This is a genomic window from Pseudomonas sp. CHM02 (genome assembly GCF_000612585.1).
Taxonomy (GTDB): Bacteria; Pseudomonadota; Gammaproteobacteria; order Pseudomonadales; family Pseudomonadaceae; genus Aquipseudomonas.
The window spans coordinates 48,122-65,893 of sequence record NZ_JFCA01000005.1 but is presented as its reverse complement, the minus strand read 5'-3'; the positions used below and the strand labels follow the sequence as shown (position 1 = coordinate 65,893).

General features: G+C 61.7%; 15 protein-coding genes. 4 read left to right on the top strand and 11 right to left on the bottom strand.

What is annotated here, in order from left to right:
- Positions 1-48: 48 nt before the first annotated feature.
- From BM70_RS0103940 to BM70_RS0103925, 4 genes are all read right to left on the bottom strand, one after another.
- A complete protein-coding gene (locus BM70_RS0103940; RefSeq protein WP_025854793.1) occupies positions 49-1,368 on the bottom strand; it encodes an MFS transporter in 1,320 nt (439 codons plus the stop codon).
- A 254-nt stretch (positions 1,369-1,622) separates the two neighbouring features.
- The gene (locus BM70_RS0103935) at positions 1,623-2,948 is read right to left on the bottom strand and encodes a sigma-54 dependent transcriptional regulator (RefSeq protein ID WP_025854792.1); all 1,326 of its coding nucleotides are present in this window, start codon (positions 2,946-2,948) and stop codon (positions 1,623-1,625) included.
- A complete protein-coding gene (locus tag BM70_RS0103930) occupies positions 2,942-4,708 on the bottom strand; it encodes an ATP-binding protein (RefSeq protein ID WP_025854791.1) in 1,767 nt (588 codons plus the stop codon). Before BM70_RS0103930 ends, BM70_RS0103935 begins: the two co-directional genes overlap by 7 nt.
- Before the next feature lie 104 nt (positions 4,709-4,812).
- The gene (locus BM70_RS0103925; RefSeq protein ID WP_016971118.1) at positions 4,813-6,336 is read right to left on the bottom strand and encodes a fumarate hydratase; all 1,524 of its coding nucleotides are present in this window, start codon (positions 6,334-6,336) and stop codon (positions 4,813-4,815) included.
- A 228-nt stretch (positions 6,337-6,564) separates the two neighbouring features.
- On the opposite strand from BM70_RS0103925, the gene BM70_RS0103920 reads away from it, so the two are divergent.
- Positions 6,565-7,497, top strand: a complete 933-nt coding sequence (locus BM70_RS0103920) for an iron-sulfur-binding ferredoxin reductase (RefSeq protein WP_025854790.1) — start codon at positions 6,565-6,567, stop codon at positions 7,495-7,497.
- 30 nt (positions 7,498-7,527) lie between these two features.
- Positions 7,528-8,277 (top strand): enoyl-CoA hydratase-related protein, encoded by a 750-nt coding sequence (locus BM70_RS0103915; protein ID WP_025854789.1) that lies wholly within the window; start codon positions 7,528-7,530, stop codon positions 8,275-8,277.
- Between the two features lie 154 nt (positions 8,278-8,431).
- Here BM70_RS0103915 and pyk read toward each other — a convergent pair whose 3' ends face one another.
- A complete protein-coding gene (pyk, locus tag BM70_RS0103910; RefSeq protein ID WP_025854788.1) occupies positions 8,432-9,883 on the bottom strand; it encodes a pyruvate kinase in 1,452 nt (483 codons plus the stop codon).
- 173 nt (positions 9,884-10,056) lie between these two features.
- Between pyk and BM70_RS0103905 the strand changes: the two genes are divergently transcribed.
- Positions 10,057-10,431 (top strand): hypothetical protein, encoded by a 375-nt coding sequence (locus tag BM70_RS0103905; RefSeq protein ID WP_025854787.1) that lies wholly within the window; start codon positions 10,057-10,059, stop codon positions 10,429-10,431.
- A 226-nt stretch (positions 10,432-10,657) separates the two neighbouring features.
- Positions 10,658-11,017: a PilZ domain-containing protein gene (locus BM70_RS0103900; RefSeq protein WP_025854786.1), complete on the top strand. Its 360-nt coding sequence runs from the start codon at positions 10,658-10,660 to the stop codon at positions 11,015-11,017.
- A 77-nt stretch (positions 11,018-11,094) separates the two neighbouring features.
- On the opposite strand, the gene BM70_RS0103895 is transcribed toward BM70_RS0103900, so the two are convergent.
- From BM70_RS0103895 to BM70_RS0103870, 6 genes are read right to left on the bottom strand one after another with little or no spacing between them, the layout of a single operon-like run.
- Entirely contained in the window at positions 11,095-12,426 is a 1,332-nt protein-coding gene (locus tag BM70_RS0103895) for a DUF58 domain-containing protein (protein WP_025854785.1), read from the bottom strand.
- Positions 12,427-12,433: 7 nt separating this feature from the next.
- Entirely contained in the window at positions 12,434-13,429 is a 996-nt protein-coding gene (locus tag BM70_RS0103890; protein WP_025854784.1) for a MoxR family ATPase, read from the bottom strand.
- Positions 13,426-14,595, bottom strand: a complete 1,170-nt coding sequence (locus BM70_RS0103885; RefSeq protein ID WP_025854783.1) for a DUF4350 domain-containing protein — start codon at positions 14,593-14,595, stop codon at positions 13,426-13,428. Before BM70_RS0103885 ends, BM70_RS0103890 begins: the two co-directional genes overlap by 4 nt.
- Positions 14,592-16,109: a hypothetical protein gene (locus BM70_RS0103880; protein WP_025854782.1), complete on the bottom strand. Its 1,518-nt coding sequence runs from the start codon at positions 16,107-16,109 to the stop codon at positions 14,592-14,594. The genes BM70_RS0103885 and BM70_RS0103880 overlap by 4 nt, the downstream gene beginning before the upstream one ends.
- A complete protein-coding gene (locus BM70_RS0103875; RefSeq protein WP_025854865.1) occupies positions 16,096-17,076 on the bottom strand; it encodes a stage II sporulation protein M in 981 nt (326 codons plus the stop codon). Before BM70_RS0103875 ends, BM70_RS0103880 begins: the two co-directional genes overlap by 14 nt.
- Positions 17,073-17,765 carry an RDD family protein gene (locus BM70_RS0103870; protein ID WP_025854781.1) on the bottom strand — a complete coding sequence of 231 codons (693 nt, stop codon included), beginning with the start codon at positions 17,763-17,765 and terminating at the stop codon, positions 17,073-17,075. Before BM70_RS0103870 ends, BM70_RS0103875 begins: the two co-directional genes overlap by 4 nt.
- Between the last annotated feature and the right edge of the window lie 7 nt (positions 17,766-17,772).

Sequence of the window (17,772 nt, the reverse complement as noted above, 5' to 3'; positions counted from 1 at the left end):
CGCTTTCGCGGGCAAGCCCGCTCCCACATTTTGAACTGCGTTCAACGGTTAGTCGGTGGTGATCCGCGAGTGCTTACGCGTGTCCTTCATGGTCACGTAGACCACCAGCGAGACCGCGATGCACGCGGTCACGTACCAGTAGTAGCCGGTTTCCATGCCGATGCTCTTGAACCACAGCGCGATGTATTCAGCAGTGCCGCCAAAGATCGATACGGTCAGGGCATATGGCAGGCCCACGCCCAGGGCGCGGATTTCAGTCGGGAACAGCTCGGCCTTCACCACCGCGTTGATCGAGGTGTAGCCGCTCACGATGATCAGTGCGGCCATGATCAGGAAGAACGCGCCCCACCAGCTCTGGATGGTGTGCAAGGTGGTGAGGATCGGCACGGTGAACAGGGTGCCGAGGATGCCGAAAGCGATCAGGATCGGCCGACGGCCGACTTTATCCGACAACCCGCCGACGATCGGTTGCAGGCACATGAACAGGAACAACGTCGCTGCCGAGATGGTGGTGGAGTCGGAAATACTCATGCCGACCGTGTTCACCAGGTACTTCTGCATGTAGGTGGTGTAGGTGTAGAACGCCAGGGTGCCGCCCATGGTCAGGCCGACCACGGTCAGCAGTTCCTTGGGATGGCGCATCAAGGTGCGCATCGCGCTTTCCTTGGCTTTTTCCTTCTTGGTGAACGACTCGGTTTCTTCCATGCCGCGACGCAGGTAGAGCGCGACCACTGCGCACAGCGCGCCAATGGCGAACGGGATGCGCCAGCCCCAGGCATACAGCTGCTCGGTGGTCAGCAATTGTTGCAGCACGATCAGCACGGCCAGGGCGATGAGCTGGCCAGAGATCAGGGTCACGTACTGGAAGCTGGAGTAGAAACCACGACGCTCCTTGGTGGCCATCTCGCTGAGGTAAGTGGCGGAGGTGCCATATTCGCCGCCGACCGACAGGCCCTGCAGCAAGCGCGCAAATACCAGCAGGATCGGCGCACCGATACCGATGATTTCATAGCCCGGGCTCAGGGCAATCAGCAGCGAGCCGAAGCACATCAGGTAGACCGAGGCCATCAAGGCTTTTTTACGCCCGACTTTGTCGGCGTACAGGCCCATCAGCCAGCCACCGATGGGGCGCATCAGGAAGCCCACGGCGAAGATCGCGGCGGTGTTGAGCAGTTGGGCGGTGGTGTCGCCTTTCGGGAAGAAGGTTTTTGCGAAGTACAACGAGAAGGCGGCATAGACGTACCAGTCGTACCACTCGACCATGTTGCCGACGGAACCACTGAAAATCGATTTGATACGGCTGGAGGTGGTGCGCTCTTTCGCCGGCGCAGCCGCCGACCCCAGAGGCAGGGCGTTGGAGTTATCCATTGAAGGATCCTTCATCTAGTTGTTTTTATGGAGCGGCGCGAACGCTGCCTGGCTCGAGCTATAGCAGGAGCTGTGCCAGGTGGATGAAGGCCCGGTCTAGAAGGGTTCCAGGGTTTTTTTGAGCGGAAAGTCGCTGATGATTTTCGATGGGTGAGCGGAAATCCGCTTATTGGCGCGGGCGCGCACTGCCCATTGTAGGAGCTGGCTTGCCAGCGATGGCGTCCTCAAGTACGCCATCGCTGGCAAGCCGGGTCCTACAGGAAGGTCTCCCGCACGAGCCCATGGCGCTGCATCTTTTCATTGAAGGTACGCCGGGGTAGTTGCAGCTCGGCCAATACGGCCTTGATATCGCCCTTGTGCCGGGTCAACGCCGCTTTCAGGCAGTGAGCCTCGAAGGCCTCCTGCTGCGCCGCCAGTGACTGCCCGGCCTCGATGCCTTCCGGTTCCGGTTCGCCAAGCCCCAGCACCTGGCGTTCGGCGACGTTGGCCAATTCACGCACATTGCCCGGCCAGTCGTGGCTGAGCAGGCGCCCCAGTTGCGCGCCGCTCAGGGGGGCGACATTACGGCCCAGGCGTTCGGCGGCACTCTGTGCAAAGTGGTCGAACAGCAGCGGGATATCTTCTCGACGCTCACGCAACGGCGGCAGGCGCAGTTGTGCGACATTCAAGCGGTAGGCCAGGTCTTCGCGAAAGCGCCCGGCGCGGGCCTCGTCCAGCAGATCCGGCTTGGTGGCGGCAATGATGCGCAGGTCGACGTGGATACTTTGGTTGGAGCCCAGTCGCTCCAGTTTCTGCTCCTGCAACACGCGCAGCAGTTTCACTTGCTGGGCCAGGGGCATGCTTTCGATTTCATCGAGGAACAGCGTGCCGCCGTGGGCGTATTCCAGTTTGCCGATGCGCTTGCCTTGGGCGCCGGTGAATGCGCCGCTTTCGTGGCCGAACAGCTCGGCTTCGAACAGCTGTTCGGGAATGGCGGCGCAATTGAGCGCCACAAAGGGTTTTTTCGCCCGTGGGCCAAAGTCGTGCAGGCAGCGAGCGACCAGTTCCTTGCCGCTGCCGGTCTCGCCACGGATCAGCACGTTGACCGGCAGGCTCGCCAGGTCCAGCACCTGGCGGCGCAAGGTTTGCAAACCCCGGGACACGCCCAGCAGCGTCGATTCCAGCTGCGCCCGATGGTCGGCCTGTTGATGCAAGCGACGGTTTTCCAGGATCAAGCCACGCTTGTCCAGGGCGCGGCGCAGGCTGTTGAGCAAGGCGTCGGGGCTGAAGGGTTTTTCCAGAAAGTCGTAGGCACCGTCGCGCATGGCTTCGACAGCCATCGGCACATCGCCATGGCCGGTGAGGAGGATCACTGGTAAGTCGGCATCGCGACGCTGCACTTCGGCCAGCAGCTCCAGGCCGCTGAGCCCCGGCATGCGCACGTCGCTCAAGATGACGCCGGGAAAATCCTTGGGCAGTTGTGCCAGGCACGCCTCGGCGCGGTTGAACAATTGCACGTCGAACCCCGACAAGCTCAACCATTGCTCGACGGCCGTGCGAATACTGGCTTCGTCATCGACCACAATCACTGCGTTCAACATAGGTCGGGCGTCTCCAGCGCAATGGGCAGGGTCAGGGTAAACACCGCACCGTCGCCACGGTTGCCGGCGATCAGGCGTCCGCCCAGTTCGTGCACGATAGCGTAGGACACCGCCAGCCCCAAGCCGAGCCCGTCACCCACGGGCTTGGTGGTGAAGAACGGGTCGAACACACTGTTCAGGTGTTCGTCGGCAATTCCGCCGCCACTGTCGCTGACGGTGAGCTGCCACAGCTGTTGATCGGCATGCAGGCGGATTTCCAGGCGTTTGCGCGGCTTGTCGGCCATGGCATCAAGGGCGTTGCGCAGCAGGTTGATCAGTACCTGCTCCAGGCGGATCGCATCACCGCGGACCCAGGCGGGGCGTGTCAGGTCCAGCACCACGCCGATGGCTTCGTCGCGCAAGCGTGCGTCGAGCAAGTGCAAGGACTGATCGACCACGGTGGCCAGGTCCAGGCGTTCGCGCAAGCCACTCGGGCTCTTGCGCGCGAAGGTCTTGAGGTGGCCAGTGAGTGCGGCCATGCGTGTGAGCATATCGTCCAGTGGCGTGAGCGCCTGGTAGGCATCATCGATGCGACCGTGATCCAGCAGCAGGCGCAAGGTAGCCAACTGCATGCGCTGGGCCGTCAGCGGCTGATTGATTTCGTGGGCGAGGGCGGCGGACATCTGCCCCAGCGCTGCCAACTTGGCCGATTGCACCAGGCCATCCTGGGCGGTGCGCAGTGCCTGGGTGCGTTCTTCTACCAGTTGCTCAAGTTCCTCGCGACTGCGCTGGCGCAAGCGGGCCAGGCGCCAGCGCTGAGTCAGGAACAGCACCAGGAACACCAGCGCCAGCCAGGAACCGGCGGCGGCCAGGCCAGCGTTGCGTTGATCCTCAAAGGCGAACTGCGGCTTGCGCAGCAGGTGCAGGGTCCAGCCTTCGGCTTTCAGCGGGAGGGATTCCCAGATGTAATTGGCGTTGCCATCCGGGCCGTTGACGCGCATCAGGTGGCTGTTTTTGTCAAAGCGCTGCAGCGTCTGGGTGTCCAGCGGCTGCAGTTGTTTTTTGTCGTATTGGCGAGTGGCCTTCAATTCGGCGAGGTCACTGGCCGACAACGGTCGCAGGTTGCGATAGCGCCAGCCGGGTTGATTGGCGATAAACACGATGCCACGGGCATCGCTGACCAGCAGCAGGTCATTGCCCTGGGCCCACTCGCGTTCAAGCTCGGGGAATTCCAGCTTGACCACCATGGCGCCGAGGAATTGCTCGCGTTCATCCAGCACCGCGCTGGAGAGGAAGTACCCAGGAATCCCGGTGGTCACGCCCACCGCATAAAAACGCCCGGTGCCCTGGCTCAAGGTCTGGCTGAAGTAAGGCCGGAACGCATAGTTATGCCCCACATAACTGCTGGGCAGGTTCCAGTTACTGGCAGCCACGGCCAGGCCGGTACGGTCCATCAGTTCCAGTGTGGAGGACTGCGCTGCGCCGTTGATGCGTTCGAGCTTGCGGTTGAGCAGGTCCTGAGTGGTGGTATCCAGCGGGCCCTTCAAGGCATTGATCATCTCCGAGTCCAGTGCCAGCACGGCGGGCAGGGCGCGGTAGCGTTCGATCAGGGTGTGCAGGGAATTGGCATACAGCGCCAACTGCTGGTTGGCACGGGCGGCATCGTCCACCAGGGCCTGGCGTTCGGCATGGCGGGTGGCCAAGGCGGCAGCCAGCACGGCACCGGCGATGATCAGCAGGGAGTAGAACGTCAGGCGCAGGGGGCGAGGGATCACGATCATACGGTGATGGGCAGGCACAGTAAGGGGTGAGCACCATACCATGTGCCATAAAAAAGGCGACCGGGCCTTAGCCGCAGTCGCCTTTCTATCGGCAGGGGAAGTGCTTACTGCACTTCTACCGCCAGGCTTTCACTGATCTTTTTCTGCCAGATGGCAGGACCGGTGATGTGCACGGATTCGCCTTTGCTATCGACTGCAACGGTCACCGGCATGTCTTTCACATCGAACTCGTAGATCGCTTCCATACCCAGTTCGGCGAAGGCGACAACGCGCGACTTCTTGATGGCTTGCGCCACCAGGTAAGCAGCGCCGCCCACGGCCATCAGGTAAACAGCCTTGTGGTCCTTGATCGCTTCGATCGCGGTCGGGCCGCGCTCGGACTTGCCGATCATGCCCAGCAGACCGGTTTGCTCGAGGATCTGACGGGTGAACTTGTCCATCCGCGTCGCGGTGGTCGGGCCCGCCGGGCCAACCACTTCTTCGCGCACCGGATCCACCGGGCCGACGTAGTAGATGAAACGACCCTTGAGGTCCACCGGCAGGGTTTCGCCCTTGTTCAGCATCTCGACCATGCGCTTGTGCGCAGCGTCGCGGCCGGTGAGCATCTTGCCGTTGAGCAGCACGGTTTCGCCTGGCTGCCAGCTCTGCACTTCTTCCGGGGTCAGGGTGTCGAGGTTGACGCGGCGGGCCGATGGGCCGGCTTCCCAGACGATTTCCGGGTAGGCGTCCAGCGGTGGCGCTTCCAGCGACGCCGGGCCCGAACCGTCGAGCACAAAGTGCGCGTGACGGGTGGCGGCGCAGTTGGGGATCATGCACACCGGCAAGGAGGCGGCGTGGGTCGGGTAGTCCATGATCTTCACGTCGAGCACGGTGGTCAGGCCACCCAGGCCCTGGGCGCCGATGCCCAGTTGGTTGACCTTCTCGAACAGCTCCAGGCGCATCTCTTCGATACGGTTCTGCGGGCCGCGCTTTTTCAGCTCGTGGATGTCGATGGACTCCATCAACACTTCCTTGGCCATCACCGCGGCTTTCTCGGCGGTGCCGCCGATGCCGATACCCAGCATGCCCGGTGGGCACCAGCCGGCGCCCATGGTCGGAACGGTCTTGAGCACCCAGTCGACGATCGAATCGGACGGGTTGAGCATGGCCATTTTCGACTTGTTCTCGGAACCGCCGCCCTTGGCCGCCACGTCCACTTCCACGGTGTTGCCCGGGACGATGGAGTAGTGGATGACCGCCGGGGTGTTGTCCTTGGTGTTTTTACGCGCGCCTGCCGGGTCGGCCAGGATGGAGGCGCGCAGGACGTTTTCCGGCAGGTTGTAGGCGCGACGCACGCCTTCGTTGATCATGTCGTCCAGGCCCATGGTGGCGCCATCCCAACGTACGTCCATGCCCACGCGCACGAACACGGTGACGATACCGGTGTCCTGGCAGATCGGGCGATGGCCGGTGGCGCACATGCGCGAGTTGATCAGGATCTGGGCAATGGAGTCACGGGCCGCTGGCGACTCTTCGCGCAGGTAGGCTTCGTGCATGGCCTGGATGAAATCAACGGGGTGGTAGTAGGAAATGAATTGCAGGGCGTCGGCAACGCTCTGAATCAGGTCGTCTTGCTTGATCACGGTCATGAGTCGCGCTCCTCTATAAGGGAACATTCAATAAAGGTGGCTTCAGTGAAGTGCATCGGTCGGCTGAAGCCACCTTTCCAAGGCGCGTCGCCAAGAAGAGCAAGTATTGTTGGCGCGACGCTAAAAAGGCGCGGCAGTATAACCCGACGCGGTGGCCGATACACCCGACTATGGTCAAACTGTCGCAGGCATGATTCCCTGTGCACGCCCCTTGTGATGAGTCCTTATATGCCTGAACTGTACGTCGGCGAACGCCATTGGTCGGTACCGGCCGGCAGCAACCTGCTGGATGCCTTGAACCAGGCGGGTGTGGCCGTGCCCTACAGTTGCCGCGCCGGCAGTTGCCATGCGTGCCTGGTGCGTTGCGCGGGGGAGGTCGAGGACAAGCAGCCCGATACCCTGAGCCCGGCGCAGCGCCAGGACGGCTGGCGGTTGGCGTGCCAATGCCAGGTGATGGGGGACGTGCAGGTCGAAACGTACGATCCGACGCGCGATGGTTTGCCGGCCGAGGTGGTGGGCGCCGACTGGTTGAACGTGACGGTGCTGCGCCTACGTTTGCAGCCGGAGCGAGGCCTGCGTTATCGCGCTGGTCAGCATCTGGTGTTGTGGGCGGGGCAAGTCGCGCGCCCTTACTCCCTGGCCAGCCTGCCCCAGGAAGATCCCTACCTGGAATTTCATCTCGATTGCCGCCAACCCGGTGAATTCACCGATGCCGCTCGAACGTTTCAGGTCGGCGACCGCCTGCGCCTGGGTGAGCTGCGCGGCGGCGCGCTGCAGTACGACCCGGACTGGCAAGCCCGGCCCTTGTGGCTGCTGGCGTCCGGCACCGGGCTTGGCCCGTTGTGGGGCGTATTGCGCGAGGCGCTGCGCCAGGATCACCAGGGCGCCATCCGTGTGATTCACCTGGCCCATGATGCCGAGGGCCATTACCTGGCCGAACCCCTGGCAGCACTGGCTGCACAGCATCCCAACCTGGCGGTGGAGTTGTGGACCGCGGCCGGGTCGGCCCAGGCATTGGCGCAACTGCGGCTTGTTTCGCGGCAAACTCTGGCTTTACTCTGCGGGCACCCTGCCAGCGTCGAGGCGTTTTCCAAGCGCTTGTTCCTGGCGGGACTGCCGCGTAATCAGCTGCTGGCGGATGTGTTCCTGCCCCGCGGTTGAGCGCTGAACGCCACCGCCGCGAGATTCGCCATGACCGACGCCATCCAACAAACGCGCGAACGCGGGTTGCTGATCCTGCAGCTCAATCGCCCCGACAAGAAGAACGCGCTGACCCGTGCCATGTACACGCAACTGGCCGAGGCACTGGAGCAGGCCGATGCGGATGGGGATATCCGCTGTGTGCTGATCCAGGGCAGCAGCGAGTGTTTCACTGCTGGCAACGACATTGGCGATTTTCTCGAGCAGCCGCCCAGCGATCTCGACAGCCCTCCGTTTTATTTCATGAAGAGCCTGCTCAACTGCCGAAAACCGGTGATTGCCGCTGTGGCGGGCGCAGCCGTGGGCATTGGTACAACCCTGTTGCTGCATTGCGACCTGGTGTACATCAGCCGAGATGCGCGGTTGCGCATGCCGTTCGTCAACCTGGGCCTGTGTCCGGAATTTGGTTCGAGCCTGATCCTGCCGAGGTTGCTGGGGCATGCGAAAGCGGCTGAACTGTTGCTGTTGGGTGAAGGGTTTACGGGTGAGCAGGCGGCGGCGTGGGGCATTGCCACCGAGGCGTTAGGCAGCGGCGAGGCGGCCTTGGCCAAGGCACGGGAAGTAGCGGAGCGTTTCGAAACCCTGGCGCCGGGGGCGGTGCAGGTAACCAAGCAGTTGATGAAGAGTGTTGATCGTGAGCAGTTGCGGCAGGTGATCGAGGAGGAGGGGGCGTTGTTTACCCAGCGCTTGAGATCGCCTGAGGCGATTGCGGCGTTGTCGGGGTTTATCGCCCGGCGCTGATCAAAATGTGGGAGCGACTGTCTTGATGGCTTTCATCAAGCCATATTTGCAGAGACGGTAACGCTCCCACATTTGACCGAGTTCGACACGAACTCTTGCAATGCAAAAAGCCCCGTCATTCACATGGCGGGGCTTTTGTTTTTCAGCGTGTCACTCAGTACTGCGGGTCGCCCACGTGCAGGATCTTCATGCCATTGGTGCCACCGGTGGTGTGGTAGCTGTCGCCTTTGGTCAGGATGACCCAGTCGCCTTGCTCCACGACGCCGCGCTTGACCAGCTCGTCAATCGCCTTCTGGCTGACTTCGTTCGGTGCCAGCGAAGCCGGATCGAACGGAATGGTGTACACGCCACGGAACAGCGCTGCGCGGGCCTGGGCTTCGCGGTGCGGGGTGAACGCGTAGATCGGCACCGACGAACGGATGCGCGACATGATCAACGGCGTGTAGCCACTTTCGGTCAAGGCGATGATCGCCTTTACGCCTGGGAAGTGGTTGGCGGTGTACATGGCAGCCAGGGCGATGCTCTGGTCGCAGCTTTCGAACACTTTACCGATACGGTGGCTGGAGGTCTTGCTGGTCGGGTGCTTTTCGGCGCCGACGCAGATACGCGCCATGGCCTGCACGGCTTCCAGCGGGTACGGGCCAGCAGCACTTTCAGCCGAGAGCATCACGGCGTCGGTGTAGTCGAGCACGGCGTTGGCCACGTCGGACACTTCGGCACGGGTAGGCATCGGGTTCTGGATCATCGACTCCATCATCTGGGTCGCCACGATCACTGCTTTGTTGTGGCGGCGTGCGTGCAGGATGATCTTCTTCTGGATACCGATCAGCTCGGCGTCACCGATTTCCACGCCGAGGTCGCCACGGGCAACCATCACCGCGTCGGAGGCCTTGATCAGACCGTCGAGGGTTTCGTCGTCGGCCACGGCTTCGGCGCGTTCGATCTTCGCTACCAGCCAGGCGGTACCGCCGGCTTCGTCGCGCAGTTTACGGGCGTATTCCATGTCGGCGGCGTCACGCGGGAAGGACACGGCGAGGTAGTCCACTTCCATTTCGGCGGCGAGCTTGATGTCTGCCTTGTCTTTTTCCGTCAGGGCCGGTGCCGTCAGGCCACCACCGCGACGGTTGATGCCTTTGTGGTCGGACAGCGGGCCGCCGATGGTCACGGTGCAGATCAGCTCGGTGCCGGTGGCGGTGTCGACGCGCATGACCACGCGGCCATCGTCCAGCAGCAGTTCGTCACCGACGCCGCAGTCCTTCACCAGGTCCGGGTAGTCGATACCCACGACTTGCTGGTTGCCTTCGGTCAGCGGGTGGCTGGTGGAGAAGGTGAAGGTGTCACCGATCTTCAGCTCGATCCGCTTGTTGGCGAATTTGGCGATACGGATCTTCGGGCCTTGCAGGTCACCCAGCAGTGCGACGAAGCGGCCGTGCTTGGCGGCCAGGTCACGCACCAGCTTGGCGCGAGCCTTGTGCTCGTCCGGGGTGCCGTGGGAGAAGTTCAGACGGGCAACGTCCAAACCAGCCAGAATCAGCTGTTCGAGGACTTCCGGCGAGTTGCTGGCCGGGCCAAGGGTGGCGACGATTTTGGTACGACGGACGGACATGCACAGACTCCTGAGTTCAAGCGCTGAGGAAGGCTACTATGCTCTTTCGTTGTAGTCATTGTTCGTTTGCACTACTTATCGATGATTGACTTGTTTTCGCTGCGGCTGAATACGAACATCCTTGAAGATTTTCGACGAGGGGTCGATACACTGCACAAGACAGGAGAACCCTCATGCGAATTTTGCTCATTGCTGCCCTGGCCGTCAGTGTTGTCGGCTGCACCCGTTGGTCGATGGACCACCACTTGAACAATGCCTACCGCGCCTACAAGGTGGGTGACTGCGAGCGCGTCACCCTGGAGTTGTCCCAGGTCGACCGTGAAAGTCGTACCCGACGCTATGTGCAGCCTGAGGTGTCAATGTTGCGCGGGCAATGCCTGGAGCGGCAGAAGCTGTTCGTCGACGCCGTGCAGACCTATCAGTTCATTATCAATCAGTACCCGTCGAGTGAGTACGCCTACCGTGCTCGTGCGAGGCTCGACACCCTGCAACAACTGGGGCATTACCCCGGTGCAAGTGTCGCTCAGCCGCGTCCAGCTTCTTTGTGATGATATTCGTCATGTCATGACTGGCCCGTTGCCAGTCTTGGGCTATCCTTTGAATGTCTGTTTGTACAAGTTTCCATGCAAACGGATGTGGGGCCCGGACTCGGCGGCTGTCTGGCGGCAAGATATTGCCTGTTTTCGCACCGAGATCCAGGGAGAGCGGGCGGTTCTGGCCCGTTCCGAATCACTGGCACGGCCGCAGTCATGGCCACTGGATGGCGATCTCACCATGTTTACCGACCGACGGATCGAGCGGCATCAGCTACCTTGTTTTCTGCAAGTGTTTAACCGATTAACCGACAAGCCCATCGGGTTTTTGGGCAATGTCTCGGAAGACGGGCTGATGTTGATCAGCCAATTGCCCATGATGGTCGACGTGGACTTCGAGCTGTGCTTGAAGATTCCCGGTGCTGACGGTGCCTACCACCCGATTGATCTCACGGCGACTTGCCTGTGGAGTCATGAGGATATCAACCCTCAGCACTACGATTCCGGGTTCAGGGTGCTCCAGGCCCCTGAAGAATACGGGCAATTGATCAACGTCTTGTTGCACTATTTCAGTTTTGATCCCTTGCAGGCTTCGGCCTAGGCACGGAGTGTTGTCGACCCGGTTTTGGGTGTAGCTGCCCAGGCCGTGGTCGTGCGCTGTTTTCCAGCGTGCTTTCTTCAGAACGCACCGGCCTTCTTCCAGCCCAGGTAGCGTGTCACCAGGGCCGGGCCCAGTTCAGACGGTAAGGTGTCCAATACGGACAAGCCTTGGGCGCTGAGGCGGTCGTGCAGTTCGTCGCGGGTATTCAGGTAGTCGACGGTGCCGCTGTAGGCCAAGGCTTCGGGCAAGGTTTGCACGGGAGTCTGGCGTAATTGATCGAGTACTTCCTCGCGCAGACTGGCCACCAGCACCCTGTGCTGGCGGCTGATACGCTTGACGGCCGTCAGCAGTGCCTCATCGTCCTCATCCCGCAGGTTGGTCACCACGACCACCAAGGCACGCCGTTTTTGCCGCGCCAGCAGTTGGCTTGCCGCAGCCTGATAATCGGCAGTGCGTCGGGTGGTGTCCAAGTCGTATACCGCGTTGAGCAACAGGTTCAACTGGCTACTGCCCTTGACTGGCGCCAGGTAGCGCGGCTGGTCGCCGGCAAAGGTGCACAGCCCTACCGCATCACCTTCACGCAAGGCGACATAGCTGAGCAACAAGCAGGCATTGAGCGCGTGGTCAAAATGGGACAGCTCGTCATCCTGGCTGCGCATGCGTCGACCGCAATCCAGCATGAACACGATCTGTTGGTCGCGCTCATCCTGATATTCACGGGCGATGGGTGTGCGTTGTCGGGCCGTGGCTTTCCAATCGATCTGGCGCAGGCTGTCGCCGTCGCGAAACTCGCGCAACTGATGAAACTCCAGCCCCAATCCACGGCGTTGACGTTGACGCACACCCAGTTGGCTCAGCCAGTTATCCACACCCAGCAGTTGCGCACCGTACAGCCGGGCGAAATCCGGGTAGACGCGAGTGGCATCGCTCACCTCGATAAAGCGCCGGCCTGACCACAGTCCCATTGGGCTGGGTAGATGAACTTCGCAGCGGCTGAACGTGAAGTGGCCACGCCGCAGCGGGCGAAGACGATAACCCAGCTCGCTGCGTTCACCGGGGCGCAGCTCTATGGATTGAGGCATGTTTTCCACGGTCAACCCGTCGGGGACATGATCGAAGACCTGCACCGTCAATGGCTGTGGGAAGTCGTGCTCCAAGCTCAGGCGTACCTCGCCCCAGCGTCCGAGCGCCAGGCTTCCGGGCATCTGCCGTTGCACGCGGGGGGAGGGGCGGCGACGCAGACGCACCGCATCCAGCATGACCAGCAACAACAGCGCCAGGAGCAAGCCCCACGCCACTGAGTGCAAGGTGTCGGGCACCTTGAACTGCAGCGCTGCTGCAGTGCCCAGCAGAATGCTCAGGCCCAGCAATGCGCCAAGCCAGTTCAACAGCAGACGGGTCGGCTTCATGAGCGAATCATTGCCGGGGTGCTGGAATCTGATCGAGCAGTTGCTTGAGCACCTGGTCGACCTCCAGCCCGTCGATGTCCAACTCGGGCGCGATACGCACCCGATGGCGCAGCACCGCCAGTGCACATCCCTTGATGTCATCCGGAGTGACGAATTCGCCACCGCGTAACAGAGCCCGGGCACGGGCGCCACGTACCAGGGCAATCGAGGCCCGCGGGCCGGCACCGATGGCCAGCCCTGGCCAACTGCGAGTGGCGCGAGCCAGACGCACGGCATAGTCGAGCACTTGTTCGTCCATGGCCAGGTCACTGGCAATCTGTTGCAGTTGCAATACGTCCTCGGCCTGCAACACCGTGCGCAACGGGTGTACATCCAGCATGTCGGCCCGAGACGAACGTGTGACTTCGCGCACCATGTCCAGCTCCTGCTGCGCGTCTGGGTAATCCATGCGCACCTTGAGCATGAAACGGTCCAGTTCCGCTTCCGGCAGGGGGTAGGTGCCTTCCTGTTCGATGGGGTTCTGGGTTGCCAGCACCATGAATGGTTGGCCGATGAGCAGCGCCTCGCCCTCGAGGGTGACCTGGCGTTCCTGCATGGCCTCGAGCAAGGCTGCCTGGGTCTTGGCGGGAGCGCGGTTGATTTCATCGGCCAGCAATAAGTGGGTGAACACCGGCCCCTTGCGCAGTTTGAACTGCTCGGTGTGCAGGTCATATACCGCGTGCCCGGTGACATCGCTGGGCATCAGGTCCGGGGTGAACTGGATACGCGCGAAATCGCCATCGAAGCAACGCGCCAGCGCACGTACCAGCAAGGTTTTACCCAGCCCCGGCACACCTTCGAGCAGCACGTGGCCACCGGCGATCAATGCGGTCAGCACATCATCGATCACCTGGTCCTGGCCCATCACTGCCTTGCGCAATTCAGTGCGCAGGGCCTGGGCTTGCCCGCTGGCGCGCTGCAGGGTTTCGCTGGTCAAGGCGTTGGCGCTTGGAAATTCGCTCATAGGGCATTCCTGAGAGTTTGCAGGCACGCCACCTGCCGGCTGAAATCGGCGCTGGAAAGCCGTTTTGCCGGGAGTGGGCCAAGGGCCTGGCTGATCACGTGAGAAGGTTGGTGCGTCAGGTGTTCGAGCACCCGCCACTGTTCTGTGTTGTCGAGGCGTTCAAAGCCGGGGTGTCGGCGCCGTGCGGCACGCAAGACATCACGCTGCAGGGCATGCAACAGCGTGCCCTGGCCGCTGCGCCGCAGCAGGAAGTCGGCGCTGGCTTTCAGGTGTTCCTGCAGTTGGCGACGTGCGCTGGATGCAGGGGGCCGGATCGGGCCCTGACGCATACCAGCCTGCCAGAGTGCCAGGGCGACCAGTGCAATGAGCGCCACCAGGGCCTGAGGGAAATACCGCATGAGCAGGGTGAACAGATCGTCGAAGTCGCTGTTGAACAGCAGGGTTACAGCGGTGCCCTGGTTCAGGTACCAGAGCAGCCAGGCATTATCGTGCTTGCCTATGTTCAGGGTTTTCCACAGGTCGCTGTCAGTGATCACTGTGACGCTGCCTTCCCCGAGGTCGAGTTGCATGAGGTGACTCGACCTCGCGCTGTTGGCGGAAAATTGCGCCAGATGCTTGGGGTCGATGAGATTGAAGTCCGTATCGAAACTGAAGTACGCCGGTGCGGTTTCATTGTCGACATAGAGCTTGGTCAGGTCCGGGGCTTTCTTTGTACGAGGCTTTTTGCTGGACGGGGCGAGTTGTTCAGGTTCTTCACTCAAGGTCTGGTGGATATGCAGGCGATCGAGCAGCAGGTCGCCACTTTTGCCAGTTTCTTCATCCCATAGTGCCTCGGCCACCAGCAACAGATGGCCGCCGGACCTGGCCCATCCCAGCAGTTGCTCTACCTGGCGTGGTGACATGTTGCTGCGCTCGCCAAGCAGCAACAGGCTATTGTCCTTGGCTGGCAGGGTAGCCAGCCGCTCCAGGCTGTTGGCGTGCTCCACGGCCAGGCCTTGTTGGCGCAGAAAGTGTTCGGCCGCCAGGTAGGGGTTGGCCAGGGCTTCCGGCGAAGGGCCGCGATCCACGACTTCGTCGTAGGGGATCGCCTTGCTCCACGCATAGTAGGTAGCCGCTCCAAGCAGGCACGCCAGCAATAGTCCAATCCACAGCAATGGACGTTTCATGGGGTGTTCCCCGCGCTGAACAGGGCGCGCCAATCACTGCAGAGCTTTTGCTGGGCGCAAAGCGGGGGCAGTTGATGGCCGTAGGCGAGGTTTTGCCAATGCCGGGTCAATTCATCGCTGAAAGCCAGCAGGTGCGGTTGTTGCAATTGGTGTACGCATGCCAGGACCTGGCCTTCAGTGTCTGCGCTTTTCAGCGGCAGGTTGAAGTCGTGCAACAGGCGACTGAGCAGGCCTCGATACAGCAGGCCAAGGGCTTCCCTGGGTTGGGTGGCCCACAGCTGTTCGGCGGCGCTGGCAACATCGTCGGGCAAGGTCTCGGTACCCAGTTCAAGACCGAATAATTGCATGGGCACAGGTTTGACCATTTTGGGTTTGCGAGGTGCGCGCCGACTGACGAAGGTACTCAGCCATTCGCGATACCGCCACGCCAGCATGATCAGGCTACCGATCAGAAGGCCCCATAGCAGCACTTCAACGCCTTGGGCGATGTGCTTGAAGGTATCGCTGTTGAGGTTGTCCAGCAGCGCTTTCAGCCAGGCAGGAAGTTTGCCGTCCCTGTGAGTCTCGTTTTTGACGGCGGGCTTTTCCTCACCGAAGCGATAGCGGGTGACGGTTTCCGGGTTTTTGAATGGGGGCTTGTCCAGCAGCGCCTTGACGGACTGGCTCGCATTTTGTGGGGTGAGCGGCTTGGCATCGGCCATGACGGGCGGGCTGAGTGGCAGCAACATCAGCCCGATTACCAGTAATAGCAGCGGTGCCACACTGCTCAGGCGCTGACGAAGACGTCGGAAGACCAACTCCAGGTCCCAGGCCTCCAGTACGGTACGACGGTTCAGGTAGAGGCTGAAACCGCAGGCGACGTAGATTGGCTCCCAAAACACCAGGATCAAGGCATAGAAGGCATTGCCCAGGTGTTCCAGCCACAGCCCTTCCGAGCTTGTAGCGAGCGCCAGGCGTTGCCAGTCCCAATCCATCTCGACGTTTTGCGGGATAAATAGGTAGAACAGCGCCATGCAACCAAACCACAGGCCGATTTCCAGGTGCACCCCAACGGTGGTCAGCCAGCGCGCGGCCCCGGCGTTACGCTGCTGTAGCATGCCCAGGCGTTTTTGGCGTGCCGGGCCATCCAGGCCTTCGAGTTGGCTTACCGGCATCACAAAGCTGCGGCTCAGGCTGAGCCGCCGCCAGGTCAGGCTCGCCAGCAGTTGCCCCTTGAGCAGGCGCGGCCACTGGCGCACCGCTTCCTTGAGGCTGGGTGTTTCACCAAACAGGGCCTTGGACAGAATGTACAGCGGCAAGCGGTCAAAGGCCGGCTTGAGCCACCAGAACAGAAATATCGCAGTAGACGGGTACTGCCACAGCAGCGCGGTAAGCAAGGCGAATACTGGCAGCGTTACCAGTGCCCAACTGCCCATCAATAGTACGCGGTGTTCCCCGGCCATCAATACGCCTAGATCCATGGCTTCCCAGGCAGTACGTGGGCGGATGACCACGCTGGCATCACTCAGGCGCATGGCGAACCCTTCCAGCGAGGCCCAGGTAGGCGGCAACCAGCAGCCACAGGACCGCGCCCACCAGGTATTTTACCCAGGGCGATAGGGCGGTGGTGGATGACCAGTAGGCCTCGATAAAGGCAGCGATGAGCAGGAAGATCATGACACCGCACAACATCTGCACGCTCTTGCGCGCCGCCAGCCGCAATGATTCGCCACGGGTCAACTGCCCAGGAGCGATCAGCGCCCAGCCCAGTTGCAAGCCAGCGGCACCGGCGAGGGCGATGGCGGTCAGTTCGAACGCACCATGGCCAATGACGAACGACCAGAAGGTCTGTCCGTAGCCGATTTCGGTCAGGTGTCCGGAGACCGCACCGATGACCAGCCCGTTGAAAATCAGAAAGAACACGCTGCCCAGGCCGAACAGCAAACCGGCGGCGAAGGTCTGGAATGCGATACCGATGTTGTGCATCACGTAGTAGCCGAACATCATCCAGTCTTCGCTCGATGCCCGCTCGGCGGCGCGGCCCAGGCGGCTGGCATCGGGGTCATACATGCCCTGCATCTCTGCCACCTGCTGGGGGCTGACGATGCTGTAGATCAGGTCGGGAAACAGGTACACCAGCAACGCGATGCCTGCCAGGCTTCCAAAGAACAGCAGGCTGGCTATCAATACGAAGCGCCACTGTTCGCGCACCAACCGAGGAAAATCGGCCAATACGAAACCCAGTACATTGGCCGCCAATTGGCTGCGATGCCGGTAGAGCTGTTGATGTCCGCGCAGGGCCAGTTGTTGCAATGGGTCTACCAGATAGCTGCTGTAGCCACGCTCCTGCGCCAGCGCCAGGTGCTGGCACAGGCGTCGGTACTGATGTGGGAAGTCGGCGACATCACTGGCCTTGGCCTTGCCTTGCTCCAATTGCTGAAGGTGTTCGGCAAATGCTTGCCATTGGGGTTGGTGGCGGCTTTCGAAGAGGCTCTGCTTCATGTCGGCCCCAGCAAGCCACGGGCCACGCCATTGAGTTGTTCCACGGCGCGGGCCGGGGATACCTGCAAGGGGGTGGCAAGAATCGAGGCCAACTCGTGAACGCGCTCGGTGGATAGTTCACCCTGGCGCTCCGCGAAGGCAAGGATGGCCCGTTGTTCGCTCAGTTCCAGGGCGAAGGGCAGACGCAGGGCCACAGCTTGAGGGACCTGGGGACGCACCAGGGGCTGCTCTCGATAGATCACCAGTGTGCCGGCCGCCAAGTCGCCCAGGCGCTTGAAGTGAGGGTGTTGCAGGCAACTGATGGCGCCGAGAAAGTAGCCGAATGGCAACATGTCGACGAACCGCAGCAGGTTACGGATCAGTGATGCGGACCAGCCGATCGGGGTGCCGTCATCCTGTACGACACGCAGGCCCATGACCTGTTTGCCAGGCGAGCACCCCTGGTTGAGTACTTCGAACAGCACCATGTACCACCAACTGATCAGGAACAGCAGCAGCGAGCCCAGGCCGATACCGACGTTACCCAGCAAGGCCAGCGGTACCAGCAGCACACCCATGACCACCCCGCGCAGACCCAGGTCAAAGGCAAAGGCCAGCACCCTTGGCACCAGGCCGGCCGGGCGCAGGGGCAGGTCGATGCCCTCCGGGGTCTCGATCTGGTAGCGGGTATCCAATGGGGCTGACGGCATCGCGATC

Coding starts and splice junctions, on each gene's coding strand:
- BM70_RS0103885 (WP_025854783.1), bottom strand. CDS start 14,595: ATGAAACGTCCATTGCTGTGGATTGGACTATTGCTGGCGTGCCTGCTT.
- BM70_RS0103935 (WP_025854792.1), bottom strand. CDS start 2,948: ATGTTGAACGCAGTGATTGTGGTCGATGACGAAGCCAGTATTCGCACG.
- BM70_RS0103875 (WP_025854865.1), bottom strand. CDS start 17,076: ATGAAGCAGAGCCTCTTCGAAAGCCGCCACCAACCCCAATGGCAAGCA.
- BM70_RS0103925 (WP_016971118.1), bottom strand. CDS start 6,336: ATGACCGTGATCAAGCAAGACGACCTGATTCAGAGCGTTGCCGACGCC.
- BM70_RS0103870 (WP_025854781.1), bottom strand. CDS start 17,765: ATGCCGTCAGCCCCATTGGATACCCGCTACCAGATCGAGACCCCGGAG.
- BM70_RS0103880 (WP_025854782.1), bottom strand. CDS start 16,109: ATGCGCCTGAGTGATGCCAGCGTGGTCATCCGCCCACGTACTGCCTGG.
- BM70_RS0103895 (WP_025854785.1), bottom strand. CDS start 12,426: ATGAAGCCGACCCGTCTGCTGTTGAACTGGCTTGGCGCATTGCTGGGC.
- BM70_RS0103900 (WP_025854786.1), top strand. CDS start 10,658: ATGTTTACCGACCGACGGATCGAGCGGCATCAGCTACCTTGTTTTCTG.
- BM70_RS0103930 (WP_025854791.1), bottom strand. CDS start 4,708: ATGATCGTGATCCCTCGCCCCCTGCGCCTGACGTTCTACTCCCTGCTG.
- BM70_RS0103920 (WP_025854790.1), top strand. CDS start 6,565: ATGCCTGAACTGTACGTCGGCGAACGCCATTGGTCGGTACCGGCCGGC.
- pyk (WP_025854788.1), bottom strand. CDS start 9,883: ATGTCCGTCCGTCGTACCAAAATCGTCGCCACCCTTGGCCCGGCCAGC.
- BM70_RS0103905 (WP_025854787.1), top strand. CDS start 10,057: ATGCGAATTTTGCTCATTGCTGCCCTGGCCGTCAGTGTTGTCGGCTGC.
- BM70_RS0103940 (WP_025854793.1), bottom strand. CDS start 1,368: ATGGATAACTCCAACGCCCTGCCTCTGGGGTCGGCGGCTGCGCCGGCG.
- BM70_RS0103915 (WP_025854789.1), top strand. CDS start 7,528: ATGACCGACGCCATCCAACAAACGCGCGAACGCGGGTTGCTGATCCTG.
- BM70_RS0103890 (WP_025854784.1), bottom strand. CDS start 13,429: ATGAGCGAATTTCCAAGCGCCAACGCCTTGACCAGCGAAACCCTGCAG.